This window comes from Streptomyces sp. NPDC026394 (genome assembly GCF_055567735.1).
Genome location: NZ_JBVHPX010000007.1, coordinates 240,496 through 258,411, shown reverse-complemented (window position 1 = coordinate 258,411; position 17,916 = coordinate 240,496). Strand labels below are relative to the sequence as shown.

Below are 17,916 nucleotides of genomic sequence, written 5' to 3'. Positions count from 1 at the left end.
GCCTGTACGGCCCTACGGAGCATCGGGGGATGCACATGAACAGCGCTCCGCACCTGCTGAGCGAGGATCGCGCGGAATTCGCGCGGCTCCTCGACGAGGCGCTGCGCACCGCGGAATACCGACCGGAAATGCCCTCCGCGGCGGGTAAGCACCTCAACACCGAGCAGTTGCGCACCATGGCGCTCAGCGCCACATCGGCCATCGCCGCATGCGCGACGGCCGAATACCGACACTATGTACGGCTCCGCGAGGAGCTGCGCGCTCCGGCACCCGCACCGGACGCCGGCGGCGTGGAAGGCCGTGAGGAGAAAGGCGCTTCCGCGGGCGGACCGGGGATCGACCTCGCCACGACCGTGGGCGAGGTCGCCGAACCGGCCGGTGCCGGACTGGCCGCGATGCTCGCGGTGCTGGCCCCGGTGCTGGCGGGGATCGCCGCCGTCCTGTTCCTGGTCATCGGGTACATCCTGCGGACGGTCGGCACCGACCCGTCCGCCGCCCAGCCGATGATCAGTGTGGGCTGGATCTTCGCGGCGATCACCGCCGCGGGGGCACTGGTCGCCATGGCGAGCCTGGTCCTCGCAGCCTGGCGCAACGGCTCCACCTCGCTCCGCGCCCCACGCACCGGCGACGGCCGGAGCGGCCCGGCCGGGGAGGTGGACCTCGCCCGGGACGCCTGGCGGCAGGCGCTCCTGGAGCGCGGCATACTGCCGTTCCTGCGCGAGGCCCTGTCCGATCCGGCCGGCGTCAACGGCCACGGTACGGCCCGTTACGTGCCGCGCCGCGGCGTCGACGGCGGCCGTATCCCGACCCTGGGCTACTCACGGCCCGACTTCACCAGCCCGGACGGCGGCCCGCCCGCCGCTCCCCGACCCCGCTTCACCAGCCCGGACTTCACCAGCCCCGACTACGGGGGCCCGGACCACCATCCTGAATAGCGCCCGCACGCCACACCCGAGGGGGGTCCGATACCGGGCCCCCCTCGGCTGTGCGCGGACCCGCCACGATGGAGTGAAATGCGGTTTATCGGGCGGGGGTTGGGGTGGCGGGGGACTTACGTTCGGCGGTGGAGGTGATGCTCACCATGAGCACACAAGACGCACGGTCCCCGCACGCGGGACGGCAGGAAGCTATCGACGTCAACGACTTCGTGTACGCGGCGACAGGGGCGCGGGTATGAAGGCTGACCCTGCCGGACGGAACGCATTGGTTTCCGGCTGTGGATGTCGCCGTCAACCTGGGCTACGACAACACGCGCCAAGCGCTTATGGCCCATGTGCCCAAGGCGGGAATCAAAGTGCTCGGCGCTCTTGCACGAAGCGTCTGTGGGGCAGACGCTTCCCGCAAGATTGCAGGTCACCGGCTCAAGACATCGATGAACATGGTGAACCTCCATGGGCTCATCATGCTCGTCAACACGTGCACCAAGGCCGAAGCCGAGCCGTTCAAATGCTGGGTGGCGGAAGTAGTCGCAGCCGTGCAGCGGGACGGTACGTACTCATTGAGTGGAGCCACTGCCCGAGCCGGTGCCCCAGCGGCACCTGCGGCCTACACCATTCCCGATCACGTCGCCGACGCGATCATCCGCCTTGAGGAACACGACCTCCGTATGGACGAGACGTACACGGCGCTGCGAAACCAGGAGATGCGTTTGCTCGGCAGCATGGCCGAATCGCTGGAGCGCATCGCGGACAAGCTGTGCGGAGCCGACTCACCGGCCCCCGTGAACCCCGCTTTGACCCCCGACGATCTGCTCGCGGACTGGAAAGGCCGACACTTGGTCGTCACCGGAGACATCTGGGCCGTAGCGGCCTACCTTGCTCCGGCGCTCGTCAACTCAGTGTCGCCAGCTACCCGTTGCGGGTGATCGCCCAGCGGACCGGACTCACCGAGCACCGCGTGCACGACTCGCTGCGGATGCTGCTCAAACGGGGGTGTATCCGACAGGCCGGGGTGGGCGCCGACGGGGCCCCGAGGTGTACGGGGCCTCGCTGACCCGGTACGGCGCGTACGCAACGGGCCCGAAGTCGCAATCGAAACTTGCGGCTTCGGGCCCGGACGTTGTTGCACGATAGCCACGCCGCGGGGATCGCACCAGCCTGTGGACAACGCCCCGGTGAGCTCCTGAGACCGTAACGGGAGGTTACGCTCTCGGAAACTCTCACTCCGCGATCGGCAGATACACCCGATTCCCCGCCGCCGCGAACTCCTTCGACTTCTCGGCCATTCCGGCCGCTGCCTCCGCAGCCGCCTCCGTGCCGACCGCCAGGTCGCCACCGTGCTCGCGGCGGATGTCCTGCGAGATCTTCATGGAGCAGAACTTCGGGCCGCACATGGAACAGAAGTGCGCCGTCTTCGCCGGCTCCGCCGGCAGCGTCTCGTCGTGGAAGGCGCGGGCCGTGTCCGGGTCGAGGGCCAGGTTGAACTGGTCCTCCCACCGGAACTCGAAGCGCGCGTCGGACAGCGCGTCGTCCCACTCCTGGGCCCCGGGGTGGCCCTTGGCCAGGTCCGCCGCATGGGCCGCGATCTTGTACGTGATGACACCGGTCTTCACGTCGTCCCGGTCCGGCAGGCCCAGGTGCTCCTTCGGCGTGACGTAGCAGAGCATCGCCGTGCCCCACCAGGCGATCATCGCCGCGCCGATCCCGGAGGTGATGTGGTCGTACGCGGGCGCGATGTCCGTGGTCAGCGGGCCGAGCGTGTAGAACGGGGCCTCTTCGCAGATCTCCTGCTGGAGGTCGATGTTCTCCTTGATCTTGTGCATCGGGACGTGTCCCGGGCCCTCGATCATCGTCTGTACGCCGTGCCGCTTGGCGATCGAGTTCAGCTCGCCGAGCGTCCGCAACTCCGCGAACTGCGCCTCGTCGTTGGCGTCCGCGATGGACCCGGGGCGCAGACCGTCGCCGAGGGAGTACGTGACGTCGTAGGAGGCGAGGATCTCGCAGAGTTCTTCGAAATGGGTGTAGAGGAACGATTCCTTGTGGTGCGCGAGGCACCACGCCGCCATGATCGAACCACCGCGCGAGACGATGCCGGTCTTGCGGCGGGCCGTCAGGGGCACGTACCGCAGCAGGACACCCGCGTGGACGGTCATGTAGTCCACGCCCTGTTCGGCCTGTTCGACGACCGTGTCCTTGTAGATCTCCCAGGACAGTTCCTCGGCCTTGCCGTCCACCTTCTCCAGTGCCTGGTACAGGGGGACGGTGCCGATGGGCACGGGGGAGTTGCGCAGCACCCATTCGCGGGTGGTGTGGATGTTGCGGCCGGTGGACAGGTCCATGACCGTGTCGGCGCCCCAGCGGGTCGCCCAGGTCATCTTCTCCACCTCCTCCTCGATGGAGGAGGTGACGGCGGAGTTGCCGATGTTCGCGTTGACCTTCACCAGGAAGTTCTTGCCGATGATCATCGGCTCGATCTCCGGGTGGTTGACGTTGGCGGGCAGGACCGCCCGGCCGGCCGCGATCTCGTCCCGTACGAACTCGGGGGAGACGTTCTCGCGGATCGCCACGTACTCCATCTCCGCCGTGACCTCGCCCCGCCGCGCGTACGCGAGCTGGGTGACCGCGGCGCCGCCCCGGCCCCGGCGCGGCTGCCGGGGGCGGCCGGGGAAGACCGCGTCGAGGTTCTTCAGGCCGCCGCGCGGCGAGGTGTGCTTGAGACCGTCGTCCTCGGGCCGGGGCGGCCGCCCCGCGTACTCCTCGGTGTCGCCGCGGCTGATGATCCAGTTCTCCCGCAGCGGCGCCAGGCCGCGGCGGACGTCGTTTTCGATGTTGGGGTCGGTGTACGGCCCTGACGTGTCGTAGAGCGTCACGTCCTTGCCGTTGGTGAGGTGCACACGCCGGACCGGAACCCGGAGGTCGGGGCGCGATCCGGTGAGGTAGCCCTTGTGCCAGCCGATCTCCGTGGCGGAGTTCTGGCCGTTTTCGGGCGTGCGTGCATCCTGCAGAGTCATGAAGACCCACTCCCTACGCCGGCATTACCCGGTAACAGGTTCGGCGGTCGACGCAGCGATGTCCGTGACGGCGTTCCCGGCTTCGGCCGGACGTTCCGTACGGGGGTCAGCGCCCTCTCAGCCCGGTGCTCCGAGCTCCCGCGATTGCAAAGGTGCCACCACGGTAGCGGCCGGTGTGGCGCGGTGAACAGGGGGCCCTGCCAGTTCTTGCGATGATCGGGCGGTGACCAGCAACGAGCCTTCGCACTCCGCGCACGACCACGCTTCCGGTCCGTCGCACGGGTCCGGGCCCGTGCCCGCAGCCGGGGCCGGAGCCAGGACCGGAGCCGAACACGAGCCTGGCCCCGGCCAAGGGCACGGGCACAGTCATGGGCACGGGCACAGCCACGGCCCCGCGGCCCCCGTCTCGCGCCACCTCCGCAAAGTCATCGCGGCGGTGCTCATCCCGTTCACCGCCGCGGTCCTGGTCGGACTGGTCGTGCTGTGGCCGGGCGGCGCACCCGGCCACAAGCCGTCCGGTGTCGGCTTCGACCAGCCCACCGAGAAGGCGAAGGTGGTGAAGGTCGAGGAAGTGAACTGTGCGGACGTCCATGCCCAGCAGCAACAGCAGCCTTCGCAGCAGCAACCGTCCTCCCCCACCGGCCCCCAGCAGGCCAAGCACTGCGAGCGGGCCATCGTCGAGGTGACCACCGGGAAGGACACGGGCCGGCGGTTCGAGGCGATCGTGACGCCCGACGCCACGCGGCACTACAAGGCCGGGCAAGGTGTCGTGGTCGCGTACGCACCCAAAGCGCCCAAAGACTTGCAGTATTCAATCACCGATGTGGACCGAACCTTCCCGATGTGGGTGCTCGCCGCCCTCTTCGCCGCGGCGGTCGTCGTGGTCGGGCGGCTGCGCGGGGCTCTCGCGCTGGTCGCGCTCGTCGTGAGCTTCCTGGTGCTGACGCTGTTCATCCTCCCTGCCATCCTCCAGGGATCGAATCCCCTGGTGGTCGCCGTCGTCGGGGGCAGCGCGATCATGCTGGTCGCCCTCTACCTGTGCCACGGCCTGACCGCACGTACGTCCGTCGCCGTACTGGGCACGCTGGCCTCGCTGCTGCTGATCGGCCTGCTCGGCTCCCTCTTCATCGGGTGGGCCCTGCTGACCGGCAACACCGACGACCAGACCGGGCTGGTGCACGGCCTCTACCCCGACATCGAGGTCCGCGGTCTGCTGCTGGCAGGCATCATCATCGGGTCTCTGGGTGTGCTCGACGACGTGACGGTCACCCAGACCGCCGCGGTCTGGGAGCTGAAGGAGGCCGACCCGTCGGCAGGCTGGCGCAGGCTCTACACGTCGGCGATGCGCATCGGCCGCGATCACATCGCGTCCGTCGTCAACACGCTCGTCCTCGCCTACGCGGGCGCGGCACTGCCACTGCTGTTGCTGTTCACGATCGCACAGAGCAGTGTCGGTACGGTCGCCACGAGTGAGGTGGTCGCCGAGGAAGTCGTACGCACACTGGTGGGCAGCATCGGCCTGGTCGCGTCCGTACCGCTGACCACCCTGCTGGCCGCGCTGGTCGTCTCCGCGGACCGGGAGACGGGCCTGGAGCCGGGCCGGGGCACCCGCCGAGGTCCAGGGCGGGGTACGAGGCCGAGCACGGGGCGAAGTGCGGGACGACGCGCGGGTCGGGGCGCCGGCAGCGGCAGGCGGCGGCGCGCACACTGAACCGGCGGCCGGGCCACCCGGCCCGGGCCGACCGGGTTCCGGCAACGAGCCGGCAGCGGCGGCCCGCTCACCCCGCCTTCTGCGCCTCCGAAAGAATGCGGTCCAGTGTCGAGTCGAGCGTGTCGCACACCTCTTCCTCCCCGATCGGTACGAGTCGGTCCGTACGGTCGAGGAAGGCCACCAGCGGCGGAGCGCCGGCACGGAACAGCGCCCGTTCATCGGCCACCTGGAGGCTGATGAAGACATCGCTGAGGTGCTCGGAGGAGGACGGCTCGATACGTACGTCACCCTCACCGGACGGCTTGCTCAGTCCGTCCAGCAGCAGCTCCCGACTGAAGGCCCAGGTCACAGGCACATCGCCGGGAAGGTCGAAGGTGAAGCTGACCGCATAGGGGTCCGCGCGGTCGAAGTACAGCTCCACCGGGATACGGAAGGCGAGCTCCTCGGACACGAGGAAGCTCATGATCACTTCTGCCTGAACTGTGTCGGTCATCAACCTCTGCCCCGGACTTGGTCGGAGATGGCCAGGAATCGTCCTTCTTGGCCCCATTGACGCCATCGTCTGTCACGTGCAAGCGGATCACAAGGAGTGATTTTTCAGATACTGATAGAGAAAGCGAGTGTCGTTAACGTCGCCTCCACCATTCTGCGTAGTCGTTCGGTGACGCAGTGTAGGCGCTGAGCGTCGCTCGCGGGAAGAGAAATCGCCACGGTCGCGGCCGCCGAACCCACCTGGATCGGAATCGCCGAGCATACTGTGCCCAAGGCATATTCCTGTTGCTCATAGGCGACTTGGGCGCGGCGCACCGCGTCCAGGCGGTGCAGCAGATCGCCCTCGCACCGCACCGAGTAGGGCGTGAGCGACTGCACCGGGTACCGGGCCAGGTGGTCCTTCCTGGACCGTTCGTCGAGTTGTGCGAGCAAACATTGCCCGATCGCATGTGCGTGCGCGGTGGTACGGAAGTCCACCCACTCCTCGACCGGCGGCCGTTGCGGGTCCTCGGTGGCTGCCACGACCTCCACCTCACCCTCCCGGTAGACCGCGAAGTAGGCCGCGGCGCCGATCCGTTCGCCCAGGACGGCCAGCGTGTCCCCCAGCTCGGCACGGCGGCACCGCTCGGCGCCCGCCCTCCCGATGGAGCCGGCGGCCTCCCCGTAGACGAACACTCCGTTCTCACGGCGCAGATAGCCCTCGTGCGTCAGGGTCCGCAGCAGGTGGTACGTCGTCGGAAGCGGCAACCCCGCCTCCCTGGCCAGCTGTTTGGCCGGCGCACCGGCGGAGTGCGCGCCCACCGCCTCCAGCAGGCGCAGCGCCCGCTGCACCGAGCCGATCAACGTGGGGTGCGAAACGGATTCACCGTTCACCGTTGCCAACGCCAACCCCCCTGGTCGGGTCGCCGGGGCGGCACGGCCCCGGTGGCGGGAGCCGCTCCCGCTCCGCCCGCGTCTCCCAGGGGCCCTCGTCGACGCCCGGACCGGTCCTGCCTCACTCGGTATTTTCCGGAACGTCACCATCCGGAAGACGCCTGCGAACCGCACTCTAACTTGGCCGGTCCGGGCGGCAGAGGGATATGGCACGGAGATCGGGTGCGGATCGGCGTTCAGATCGGCGAGGAGATCAGTGAGGAGGGCGGTGAGGGACAGGCCAGGGAATCGGCACGCGAGTCGGCCCGCCGACCGGCCCGGTACTGCCGCTCCACCGGCGCGGGGGCGGCCGGACCACCGGCACAGGAGCAGCCGCACCCCGGCGCAATAGGGAACGCCCCGCTCCCTTTTCGGAGCGGGGCGAGCCAGGCGCGATGAGCGGGGCGCTATGAGCGGAACGGGGCCAGTTGGCCGGACCAGTTGGCCAGCACCAACCGGCCATGGCCAGCGGTTAAGGACCAGCGGGTCTGATCCGACGTAGCGGAGGGCCGGCAGAATCGGGCGGGATCAGGAGGAGGGAGGAAGGGGCGCGATCAGCAGGATCGGGCCCGGCTCCCTGCGTACCGCTCGGTCACCAGTCGCTCCGCGACGAGGAGGACGAGGAGCCCTTGAGCCTGCGCGCCAGGTAGACGACTCCGGCGATCAGCGCCACCGCTACCAGGACCTTGAAGAGCAGGCCGATCAGGAAGCCGACCGCGCTGGCGATCAGGCTGCCGAACACCACCAGGAGGACGACGGGCACCGCGACCCATGTCACCCACCACGGAAGTCCTGCGAACGTCCCCTTGCCAGCCATTGCTCTGCCCTGCTTTCTGCGTCTTCTTCGCGTGTGCTGTCGTCTGTCTGTGGTGCGCCTTGATCACGTGGGCCCACGGACCGCGATGTGCGGTCCCCGGTCCCCGGCCCGCGGTCCTGTTCGACGTCCCGCGTCCGTGTCACGTGCCCGGCCGGTGCCCCGGCCCCGGGGGCCCGATGCCCTGTTCCCCCCTGCACCACCGATGCTAGGACGGCGCGGGACGGAACGGGGGCCGCGCGGCCCCGGCCCTCCCCTGAACCGTCCCCTACGGGTCCGGGGGCGCACGCCTCAGCTTTCGGGCGGAGAGAAGACCACCATGACCCGCAGGTCCTCGCTGATGTGGTGGAACTTGTGCGGCACCCCGGCGGGGACGTACACCACGCTGCCGCGCGCCACCGAGGTCGTCTCCATGCCTACGGTGATCGCCGCCCGCCCGCTGACGACCAGGTACACCTCGTCCTGTTGGTGCGGGAGCTGCGGGTCGGTGCTGCCCGCGTCGAGGGCGTAGAGCCCGACCGACATGTTCCGTTCCCGCAGGAACTGCAGATACGCGCCGTCGTTGGCGGCCCGCTCCGCCTCCAGTTCGTCGAGCCTGAAAGCCTTCATGCCGTTGGTACCCCTCGGAGTGTCCGTATCGTCTGCGACGATCTCACCATGAAGAATTTCGTGGTCAAGACGATCGCCAATGCCGCGGCGCTTGCCGTGGCCATCTGGCTGCTGAAGGACATCACACTGACCGGAGAGAGCACCGGGCGCAAGACGCTGACGCTGCTGCTGGTCGCGCTGATCTTCGGTGTGGTGAACTTCGTCGTCAAACCCGTGGTGAAGCTGCTGTCGCTGCCCCTCTTCATCCTCACCCTCGGCCTCATCACGCTCGTGATCAACGCGTTGATGCTGCTGCTGACCTCGTGGCTGGCGGAGAAGTTCGACCTCGCCTTCCACGTCCAGGGCTTCTGGACCGCCGTACTGGGCGGCGTGATCATCTCGATCGTCTCCTGGGCGATGCACATGGTGCTGCCCGACGACAGGGACTGAACCGTGCGTACTCCGACACCGCCTCCGGCGCACCCCCGGACTGCCGCCCCGTACCGCGTCTGTTTCGTCTGCACCGGCAACATCTGCCGCTCGCCGATGGCCGAGGCCGTCTTCCGGGCCCGCGTCGAGGAGAACGGCCTCGACGAGTCGGTCGTCGTCGACAGTGCCGGTACGGGCGGCTGGCACGAGGGCGACGGGGCCGACCCCCGGACCGTCGCCGTCCTCCGTGCCGCCGGCTACGAGGAGGACCACTCGGCCCGGCAGTTCCGGGCCGAGTGGTTCACGACGCTGGACCTGGTGATCGCGCTGGACGAAGGTCATCTGCGCGCGCTGCGGCGGCTGGCACCCACCGCGCGGGACGCGGCCAAGGTGCGGCTGCTGCGCTCGTACGACGCCGCGGTGTCGCCCGGAGGGGCCATACGTCCGGACGGAACGCTGTCCTCCGGTGAGGCTCCTACGGGGGCTCGCTCCCACGATCTGGACGTTCCCGACCCGTATTACGGAGGTATGGCAGGGTTCGAGGAGTGCCTGGAGATGGTCGAGGCCGCCTGTGACGGACTGCTGGCGGCGGTACGGGCCGCCCTCGAAGGGGAGGGGGCTCTGGCCGAAGGGCAGCCCGTCGGCTTCCGGTCGTCTGCGGGCGAGGTTCGGTCGTCTGCTGGACAGGATCGGTCGTCTGTGGGGCGGGAGCGGTCGCCCGCTGGGGAACCGTCGGTCGCCTGACGGCTCCGGTCCGGTTCCGTCACGGCATAGGCCCCAGGCACACGTCCATGCCCAGACCCCAGGCCCGGGCCCAGCCCCCCCGGGCCCAGCCAGGTCCACGCCCGCTCCCCGCCCCTCCCCACCTCCACCGAGGAGAACCCCGCATGACAGGTGACAGCACACGGGCCGTACGGGCCGGGCTCCCGGCGGCCGAGGCGTACGAGCCGTCCCTGCCCGGCCCGGTCTTCGCCGCGCACTACCACCTGCCCGGCGACGCCACCGGCCCGTATACGTACGGCCGCGATGCCAACCCCACCTGGACCCGGCTGGAATCGGCCATCGGCGACCTGGAGTCCCCGGACGAGCCCGCGCAGACCGTGACCTTCGCCTCCGGGATGGCCGCCATATCGGCGGTCCTCTTCTCCTGCCTGCGCAGCGGCGACACGGTCGTCCTCCCGAACGACGGCTACCAGTTGCTGCCCGCCGTCCGCGAGCGCCTGGAGAGCTACGGCGTCGAGGTGCGTACGGCCCCCACCCCCGGTGACGCGCAACTCGACGCGCTCGACGGCGCCCGGCTGCTGTGGATCGAGACGCCGTCCAACCCCGGCCTGGACGTCTGCGACATCCGGCGCCTGGCGGAAGCCGCGCACGCGCGCGGCGCCCTGGTCGCCGTCGACAACACCCTGGCCACGCCACTCGGCCAGCGCCCCCTGGACCTCGGCGCCGACTTCTCCGTGGCCAGCGGCACCAAGGCGCTGACCGGCCACGGCGACGTACTTCTCGGTTACGTGGCGACCCGCGACGCGGCGCTCGCCGACTCCGTACGGATGTGGCGCAAAACCGTCGGCGCGATTCCCGGCCCGATGGAGGCGTGGCTGGCCCACCGGTCGCTCGCCACGCTCGCCCTGCGTGTGCGGCAGCAGTCCGCCGGGGCGCTCGCGCTCGCGGCGGCGCTCCGGGAGCGGCCCGAGGTGACGGGGCTGCGGCATCCCGGGCTGCCGTCCGACCCCGCGCACGAGATCGCCGTACGGCAGATGCGCGAGGGCCGCTTCGGCAACATCGTCTCCTTCACGCTGCCCGACCGCGCCCACGCCGAACGCTTCCTGGCGGCGCTGACGCTGGTGGACGACGCCACCAGCTTCGGCAGCGTGCGGTCCACCGCCGAGCGACGCGGACGGTGGGGCGGCGACGCGGTGCCGGAAGGTTTCATCCGCTTCTCGGTCGGGGTCGAGGAGCCGGCGGACCTGATCGCGGACGTGACGAGAGCACTGGACACGGCGTTCGAGCGGCCGTCCTAGCCGCAGCGGGAGGCGGCGGACGGTGGGGGGAGGGGGCGACCGGTGCGGCAGCAGGTGTCACCGGCCCGTACCCGTGCCGCTACGCGCAGCGGGCTGGCAGGGTATCCCCCCTCGGCACCCTGCCAGCCCCGGTTCGCATCATTTCGAACCGCGCAGACAAGGCTAGTTGACTCAGCGTCAGTGTCCAATCACGCTGGCGACACAGCCCTATCGACAAATTTATAGTTGGCGGTCGCCGACTCGACGGGAGTGGAGGGAGGTACGGATGGACCTCGCTTTATTACGCACGTTCGTCACGGTGCACCGAGCGGGATCCTTCACCCGGGCCGCCGCTCTGCTGGGGCTCTCCCAGCCCGCCGTGACCAGCCAGATACGCAGCCTGGAGCGGCAGTTGGGCCGACCGCTCTTCCTCCGCAAGGCCCGCGGGGTGACCCCCACCACCGTCGGCGACGAGCTCGCCCACAAGGTGGCGCCCCACCTGGACGCGCTCACCGAGATCACCGAAGCCGGACTCGACGAGGAGTCCGCCATCCGCACCCTGCACCTCGCGGGTCCACCGGAGTTCACCTCCCAGCGCGCGTTACCGGCCTTGGCGCCGCTCATAGACCAGGGCCTCTGCGTACGGACCGCCTTCGGCCCCGCGGACGAGCTGCTGGCCGGCCTGGCCGACGGCCACCACGACCTCGCGATCACGACCACCCGGCCGCGTGGCGCCCTGCTCACCGCCACGCCGCTGTGCGACGAGGAGCACGTCCTGATAGCGGCCCCACGGTGGGCGGACCGGCTCGGCGGCCCCTCGGTCGTCCAGGCGAAGGGCGTGCACGCACTCGACCCCGTACCGCTCGTCGAGGTCCACGAGAGCCTCCCGCTGATCTCCCGATACTGGTCAGCGGTCTTCGAGACGCCCCCCGCGGCCTCGGCGGCCGTCATCGCCTCCGACTTACGGGCGGTGCTGGCGTGCGTCACGGCGGGCGCCGGCCTAGCGGTACTGCCGCGCTACCTGTGCACGGAGGCGCTGGACAGCGGCGAGGCCGTCGCCCTGCTCGATCCTCCGGTACCGCCTCTGCGTACGTACTTCCTGGCCACCCGGGCCGGGACGCTGGCGCTGCCGCACATCGCCCGTACGCATGAGTGGCTGCTCCGGGCGGCAGCGGACTGGTGAGGCGGCGGTGTTCGCGCCGGGGGCGGGGCGGGCGGTGGTGGGGCATGAGGGGATTGGGCGGGGCAGGAAGAGGGGCGGGGAGGCGGCCAGACGGGGAGGCGGCCAGGTGGGGGGCGGCCAGGCGGCAGTGCGCTCGGCGAAGGCCCCGAGGGAGGAGAGTCCCGAGGGTCCTCAACCATCCGGAATGTCCGCTTCGCGGCTGGGCGCGCGTCTCGGCGGACTGGTGGGACGGTGGTTTCACGGAGCCCCGGCTGCGGCATCTGTCCCGTATGACCGTACGGCCAGTCGTCAAACGCACCGCCCGCGCGATCCTGCTCGACGGTGCCGACATCGTTCTGATCAAGCGCACCAAGCCCGGCCGGGCCCCGTACTGGATCACTCCCGGCGGCGGGGTCGAGCCGGAGGACGCCACGGTCGTGGACGCCCTGCACCGCGAACTCCACGAGGAGCTGGGCGCCAAGATCACCGACGTCGTCCCGGTCTTCGTCGACACCGTCGAGCACATCAGCGACGGCGGGGTGGACGGGGTGAAGGTGCAGCACTTCTTCGTCTGCCGCCTGGAGTCGATGGACCTCTCGCTGCGGCACGGGCCGGAGGTGGAGGAACCCTGCGGCCAGTACGAGGTCGTGCGGGTGCCGTTCACCCGGGTGGGCATCGCCTCGGCCGAGGTCGTGCCGCTGTCCCTGCGCCACTACCTCGACGGCAACATCGAGGGCGTACGGGCGATGCACGCGCCGGACCTCGGGTGACGTGAGGCAGCCCGCGCCTGCGGACGGCGCAGCCCGGCCGCTCCCGCGAGCCCTCCACCGGCCTTTCACCCTTCGCCCGCGCCCTACCCGAACCAGCCCCGGAAACCCTCCCCTTCGGCAACCACAGGCGACCGCAGCCGGGCACGGGCGAGCACCTGCTCGACCTCGCGCTCCACTTGTTCCCGGACCTGCTGAACTCCCTGCGCTTCCTGAATGCCCTGGGCTCTCCGAACTCCCCGTGCCTCTCGGGCCGGCTCCAGGCTGAGGGCGGGTTCCGCGCCGAGAAGGGGTTCCGCGCTGGGGGTGGGTTCCGCGCGGGGGGCTGGTTCCGCGCTCGGGGCTGGTTCCCCGCCGGAGACTGGTTCCGCGCCGGGGGAAGACCGCGACCCAGGGGCAGTACCTGGGCCGGGGACAGGCTCCGGGCCGGGGGCAGGCTTCGGACCTGGCTGCGGCTGCGAGACCGGTTGTCGGGCCGCCGCCTCCAGTTCTCGGCGGGCATCGACGTCCGGGCGAGAGACGACGTCCGGTCGTACGACGGCGCCCGCTGAGGAGCCCGCTGCCGATCGCGGGTCAGCCACCGATGGGCGAACCGCCCCACCCCCGCGAGACGCCCCGTCCTCCCGACGCGTCCCTTCCTCCCGGCACGGCCCCTCCTGCCGCCCTGTCCCTTCCTCCCGACACGCCTCCTCCTCCCGGCGGGCAGCCGCCTCCGCCGCCGCTCCGAAGTAGTCGCCGCCCTTGCGCTTGGCGTCATCCGTGCCCCAGGCGCGCGAGCCACCGGCCTGCCGGGGCACCTTCTGCAGGTGCGGGATGTGCTTGGCGCAGTGGATATACGTTTCCTCAACCGCGACCTCCACCCACAACTGGGCCCGTCGGCCGGGCACCGGGTCGGTGGGCAGGTAGGGGTGCCGCGCCCGCATCTCGTCGTCCATGACCACCCGGGCCCGCCCGTTGACGTGCAGCCCGATGCGGTCGCGCGTGAAGTCGATCATCAGGATGCCGAGATGCGGGTTCTCGGACAGGTTCCCGACGGAGGCCATGACACCGTTCCCGCGGTATTCCGGGTACGCGAGCGTCCGCTCGTCCAGGACCTGGAGGAACCCGGGCGGCCCGGCCCGGAACGTGGAATCGCACTCCCCGTGCCGATCGGCTGTCGCCAGGAAGAACATCTCCTGACGGCCCACGAACTCCCGCATCCGCTCGTTCAGATGGTCGAGCACCTGGTCGTCGTAGAACCGGTCGGCGCGTTCGGTCGTCCCCAGTCGCTGCTGCACCAGATGCTCACCGTCGCTGCCCGGACGCGCCTCCCGCGCGTCCGTCCCGGGCCGGCCGCCAGGGCTCCCACCCGGCCCCACCAGTCCGTACGCGCCAGGGCCCCCGGTCGCGCCGAGGTCGCCGTAAGCCGTCAAACCGTTCCCACCCTGTACTGCCAAGCCGTGATCACCATGTGTCGTCAATGCTCAATCTCCCGCCGCGACCAGCTCGTCCACGGAGTCGTGCCGTATGCGGTCGGAGGGAATGCCGACCCCCACCAATGCGTCCACGCCGTTGCGTATCATTCCGGGCGGCCCGGACAAGTAGGCGTCATATTCCCTCCACGGCCCGTACTGACGCACAGCGTCGGGGAGTTGGCCGCTGAGACTGTTGGCCGGGCCGTCGGGGCGTCCGGTGGCGACGACCGGGCGTACGGACAGCCAGGGGTGGCGCTGTTCCAGCCGCAGCATGGTGTCGAGGTCGTACAGGTCGTGGCCGCTGCGAGCGCCGTAGAAGACCTCCATCGGACGCCGGTGGCCACGTTCGGCCACATCCTCGACCAGGGCCTTGATCGGTGCGATGCCCGTGCCGCCGCCCAGACACAACAGCCCGTTGTCAGTGGTGTGGTCTACGGTCATGGAACCGGATGGGGAACCGAGCCGGATGACATCGCCGGGGCGGGCGCGATGGACCATGGCGTTGGACACCCAGCCGGCCGGTACGGCTTTCACATGGAAGGAGAGCAGGCCGTCGGAGCGGGGCGCCGCGGCGAAGGAGTAGTGCCGCCAAACGCGCGGCCACCAGGGGGTTTCCACACTGGCGTACTGACCGGCCAGAAAGGGGTAGGGCTGGTCGGGCCGGACGGTGACGACAGCGATGTCGGGCGTACGCAGCTCGTGCGAGACGACCTCGGCCTGCCACCAGGCAGGGGCCACCGCCTCGTCCTCGGCGGCAGCGTCGATCATGACCTGCGAAATCGTGGTGTAAGCCCGTACCCACGCGGCTTCGGCCTCCGGGTTCCAGGTGCCGGGGGCGTGCCGGGCGAGCGCGCTGAGCAGACATTCGCCGACGGCCGGGTAGTGCTCGGGCAGCGTGCCGTACTTACGGTGCCCGCGTCCGAGGTGTGAGAGGTACTCGGTGAGGTAGTCCGTGTCGTCGACGTTCTTGACGGAGGTGAGCAACGCCTTGAACAGCCGGTCACGTTGGGCGTCCATCGCGGCCGGAAAGAGCGCGCGCAGGTCGGGGTGGTGCACGAAGAGCAACGCGTAGAAGTACGAGGTGACCTTGTCCGCCACAGGTCCGATCTCGTCCAGGGTCCGCCGGATGAGCATCGCGTCGGGGGAGACGGCAGCGGACGGACGCGCACCGGTGGACGCGGCACTGGCCGAGCCTGGCGTCGAGCCAGTCCCGGGCACGGAGCCGAACGCCTCACCTGCACGCCCGCCGGTCCCGCCTACCGACGCGGCGGCCTCATGGGAGGTGGCGTACGCGCCAGTCGCCGACGCAGCCATACCGGCGCCCGGGGCGTGGGTGGATGCAGCTCCGGGGGCGGGGGCGAAGCCAGCCCTGTGCGGGGAGCTGGGCCCAGGGTCGGGACCTGTCTCAGGGGTGGCGCCGGCCCCGAGGGTGGCGCCGGCCCCGAGGGTGGCGGCAGGGGCGTGGGCGGAGTCGGACCTGGGCGCCGAGCTGGGCTCGGATGCCCAGCTGGGCCTGGGAGCGGCGTCGGGGCCGGGCGAGGAGCTGGGCCCAGGCGTGGAGTTGGGCACGGGTACGGCGTCGGGCCCAGGCCTGGAGTTGGGTCCGGGCGTGGTGTTGGGCACGGCTGCTGTGCTGAGCCCGGACTTGACGTCGGGCCCAGGTATGGAGCTGGGCCTGGGCATGGAGGCCGGCGTGTGAGCGAAGTCGGTGGTGGAGGCGGGTGGGTGGGCGGGGGGAAGGGGGGAAGGGGAAGGGGAGGGGGAGGGGGACGGAGAACCGGCTACAGCCTCAATCGGTGCCCCATACCCGGCCGAAGCCCCGCCCCGTACGCCCTCGTGCGCCCTCCCCCCGGCGCCCTGCTCTTCGGGCGTCCGCTCGCGCTCCGCCGCCGTACCCACCGGCCTTATCGAGCTGACCGGCCGACTGGGTATCCGCCCCTGGTCGTCTCTGTCATCCGGTACGCCATGCCTGCCTTGGGCACGACTGTCGCGTACGGGACCGCCCTGCACGTGCCCGCCTTGCGCGTGCCCGCCTTGCGCGTGCCCGCCTAGGACGTGTTTGCCTCGGACGTCACCGCCTTGCGCAAGACTGACCTGCACATGACCGACCTGAGCGTGCCGACCCGATGCGCGGCCTTCCTGCACCCGGCCTTCCGCCGTTCCTCCTGCCTGCGCGCGGCCTTCCTGCCCGCGATCTTCCGGCGCCCAGCCTTCCGGCGCCAGACCTTCCCGTGCGCCGCCGCCGTTCCGCTGCCCGTAATCATCCTGGAGGCCCCGCTCACGAGCCCGGCCTTCGCCGTGACCGCTGTAACCGTTCTCCGCGGAGCTGCCCGCGGCGCTCACCGGGGCGTTCTCTGCGGCGTTCTCGCCGTCGCGCTCGCGCCGACCGTCGGTCGTCCCCTGGTGATCTCCAGGGCGGTCTTCGGAGGACTTCTTCGACGGAGTGAACCATCCCCAATCGCCACTGCTGCCGCCAGAAGAGCCGTTATCGGCTGTCGTGGTGGTCGGAGCGTCCATGGTCTGCCTCGCCTCGAACGTCTTTCGATCGTCTTCGCACTTCCGCAGTTCGGAATGTGCCCGCAATTCCCCCGCACCGCTTCGGAATACCCAATCGATCAGAGCTGTCCCGGCAACACCCTCCATAGCGGACACACTTCGCGTTCGTCCGGCACCGCGCACGGACTCCTTCTCCGCAGCGTGCCACCCGGGCCCGGCGCACCGGACAAACACCTGGAAGTCCGGGCGCGGCGGACCGCTCTGCCACTAAGCTGGCGGGCTTCATGTACCGTGCCGCCGCACGATCGCCCGCCGCCGGAAGCGGCCGTACCGCTCAACCGGACTAGACCATACCCGCAGTACTTGAATCCACAACCCCTGTACTGGGAACACTTACTCCGGGCTCACCGATTTCCGTGATCCGCCCCATAGAACACGATTTACCGGCCGAGCAAGAAGTACCGAACGGCCGCGTGGGCAGCCGGTAATTACCCGTCGGCCCGGACGAGTTCGTACGCCCCACGCAGGTCACGGCCGTCGTATGCGTATGAGGCCAGACCGCTGACATGGTGGTCCGCATTCACCGCCACGGAAGCGGGAACGGCCGCGAACAGGGCGGTGTCGGACATGGAATCACCGTACGCCACGCAGTCGGACCGGCTCAGTCCGAACTCGGCGCACAGTTCATCCATAATCCTCACCTTTGCAGACGCGGAAAGTATCCCGTCCGGTTCCACCGGTTCGCGAAAAGGCAGTGCGGGCCAGCGAGAGCCGTGCGCGGCATCCGCTCCCCAGGCCGTCAGCCGCTCGACGAAGAACGTCGGTGACAGGGAGATCACCGCACACCGGTCCCCCCGCGCCCGGATGTCGGCCCACACCTCTCGGATGCCGGCCAGCCACGGAGCGCCCTCGAAGGCCGTGGTCACCAGTTCCTCGGTCAACTCGGCCCACAGCTCGCACGCCAGTTCCGCGAAGCGCACCGGCGTCACCTCGCCGGCGATGAAGGCCCGCTCCAGCTCGGCGATCTCCCGGTCCAGTCCGAGTTGCCGGGATATCTCGACGGAGGCCGCCGAGCCGTAGAGCAGCGTGCCGTCCATGTCGAACAGATGCAGTCTCCCCATACCTGGGAGCGTAGACGGGAG

Annotated in this window: 15 protein-coding genes and 1 pseudogene; 8 read left to right on the top strand and 8 right to left on the bottom strand. The window is 70.1% G+C overall.

What is annotated here, in order from left to right:
• Positions 1–29 precede the first annotated feature (29 nt).
• Entirely contained in the window at positions 30–935 is a 906-nt protein-coding gene (locus ACZ4QV_RS19285) for a hypothetical protein (RefSeq protein WP_361152989.1), read from the top strand.
• Positions 936–1,216: 281 nt separating this feature from the next.
• Complete coding sequence (locus ACZ4QV_RS19280; RefSeq protein WP_467763147.1) at positions 1,217–1,864, top strand: BRO-N domain-containing protein; 648 nt, start codon at positions 1,217–1,219, stop codon at positions 1,862–1,864.
• A gap of 294 nt (positions 1,865–2,158) precedes the next feature.
• On the opposite strand, the gene thiC is transcribed toward ACZ4QV_RS19280, so the two are convergent.
• The gene (thiC, locus tag ACZ4QV_RS19275) at positions 2,159–3,949 is read right to left on the bottom strand and encodes a phosphomethylpyrimidine synthase ThiC (protein WP_361152995.1); all 1,791 of its coding nucleotides are present in this window, start codon (positions 3,947–3,949) and stop codon (positions 2,159–2,161) included.
• A gap of 223 nt (positions 3,950–4,172) precedes the next feature.
• On the opposite strand from thiC, the gene ACZ4QV_RS19270 reads away from it, so the two are divergent.
• Positions 4,173–5,660: a YibE/F family protein gene (locus tag ACZ4QV_RS19270; protein ID WP_467763146.1), complete on the top strand. Its 1,488-nt coding sequence runs from the start codon at positions 4,173–4,175 to the stop codon at positions 5,658–5,660.
• Positions 5,661–5,727: 67 nt separating this feature from the next.
• Here ACZ4QV_RS19270 and ACZ4QV_RS19265 read toward each other — a convergent pair whose 3' ends face one another.
• The 4 genes from ACZ4QV_RS19265 to ACZ4QV_RS19250 all read right to left on the bottom strand — a co-directional run bounded on the left by ACZ4QV_RS19265 (position 5,728) and on the right by ACZ4QV_RS19250 (position 8,487).
• A complete protein-coding gene (locus tag ACZ4QV_RS19265) occupies positions 5,728–6,153 on the bottom strand; it encodes an SsgA family sporulation/cell division regulator (RefSeq protein ID WP_031006684.1) in 426 nt (141 codons plus the stop codon).
• A 104-nt stretch (positions 6,154–6,257) separates the two neighbouring features.
• The gene (locus ACZ4QV_RS19260) at positions 6,258–7,034 is read right to left on the bottom strand and encodes an IclR family transcriptional regulator (RefSeq protein WP_361152998.1); all 777 of its coding nucleotides are present in this window, start codon (positions 7,032–7,034) and stop codon (positions 6,258–6,260) included.
• A gap of 622 nt (positions 7,035–7,656) precedes the next feature.
• A complete protein-coding gene (locus ACZ4QV_RS19255) occupies positions 7,657–7,881 on the bottom strand; it encodes a DUF5326 family protein (protein ID WP_361153001.1) in 225 nt (74 codons plus the stop codon).
• A gap of 288 nt (positions 7,882–8,169) precedes the next feature.
• Positions 8,170–8,487: a cupin domain-containing protein gene (locus tag ACZ4QV_RS19250; RefSeq protein ID WP_361153003.1), complete on the bottom strand. Its 318-nt coding sequence runs from the start codon at positions 8,485–8,487 to the stop codon at positions 8,170–8,172.
• A 48-nt stretch (positions 8,488–8,535) separates the two neighbouring features.
• On the opposite strand from ACZ4QV_RS19250, the gene ACZ4QV_RS19245 reads away from it, so the two are divergent.
• From ACZ4QV_RS19245 to ACZ4QV_RS19225, 5 genes are all read left to right on the top strand, one after another.
• Entirely contained in the window at positions 8,536–8,916 is a 381-nt protein-coding gene (locus tag ACZ4QV_RS19245) for a phage holin family protein (protein ID WP_030022923.1), read from the top strand.
• Positions 8,917–9,012: 96 nt separating this feature from the next.
• On the top strand, positions 9,013–9,639 hold the full coding sequence (locus tag ACZ4QV_RS19240; protein ID WP_467763184.1) for a low molecular weight protein-tyrosine-phosphatase: 627 nt from the start codon (positions 9,013–9,015) through the stop codon (positions 9,637–9,639).
• A gap of 143 nt (positions 9,640–9,782) precedes the next feature.
• Entirely contained in the window at positions 9,783–10,916 is a 1,134-nt protein-coding gene (locus ACZ4QV_RS19235; protein ID WP_361580768.1) for a cystathionine gamma-lyase, read from the top strand.
• Between the two features lie 265 nt (positions 10,917–11,181).
• Positions 11,182–12,078 (top strand): LysR family transcriptional regulator, encoded by an 897-nt coding sequence (locus ACZ4QV_RS19230; RefSeq protein WP_361153012.1) that lies wholly within the window; start codon positions 11,182–11,184, stop codon positions 12,076–12,078.
• A gap of 269 nt (positions 12,079–12,347) precedes the next feature.
• The gene (locus ACZ4QV_RS19225; protein ID WP_361153014.1) at positions 12,348–12,827 is read left to right on the top strand and encodes an NUDIX hydrolase; all 480 of its coding nucleotides are present in this window, start codon (positions 12,348–12,350) and stop codon (positions 12,825–12,827) included.
• 694 nt (positions 12,828–13,521) lie between these two features.
• Here ACZ4QV_RS19225 and ACZ4QV_RS19220 read toward each other — a convergent pair.
• The 3 genes and pseudogenes from ACZ4QV_RS19220 to ACZ4QV_RS19210 all read right to left on the bottom strand — a co-directional run.
• Positions 13,522–14,101: pseudogene (locus ACZ4QV_RS19220) on the bottom strand (pyridoxamine 5'-phosphate oxidase family protein); the annotation flags it as partial.
• A 186-nt stretch (positions 14,102–14,287) separates the two neighbouring features.
• Positions 14,288–15,961 (bottom strand): globin domain-containing protein, encoded by a 1,674-nt coding sequence (locus tag ACZ4QV_RS19215; RefSeq protein WP_467763145.1) that lies wholly within the window; start codon positions 15,959–15,961, stop codon positions 14,288–14,290.
• A gap of 1,301 nt (positions 15,962–17,262) precedes the next feature.
• Positions 17,263–17,895, bottom strand: a complete 633-nt coding sequence (locus tag ACZ4QV_RS19210; RefSeq protein ID WP_467763144.1) for an HAD family hydrolase — start codon at positions 17,893–17,895, stop codon at positions 17,263–17,265.
• Between the last annotated feature and the right edge of the window lie 21 nt (positions 17,896–17,916).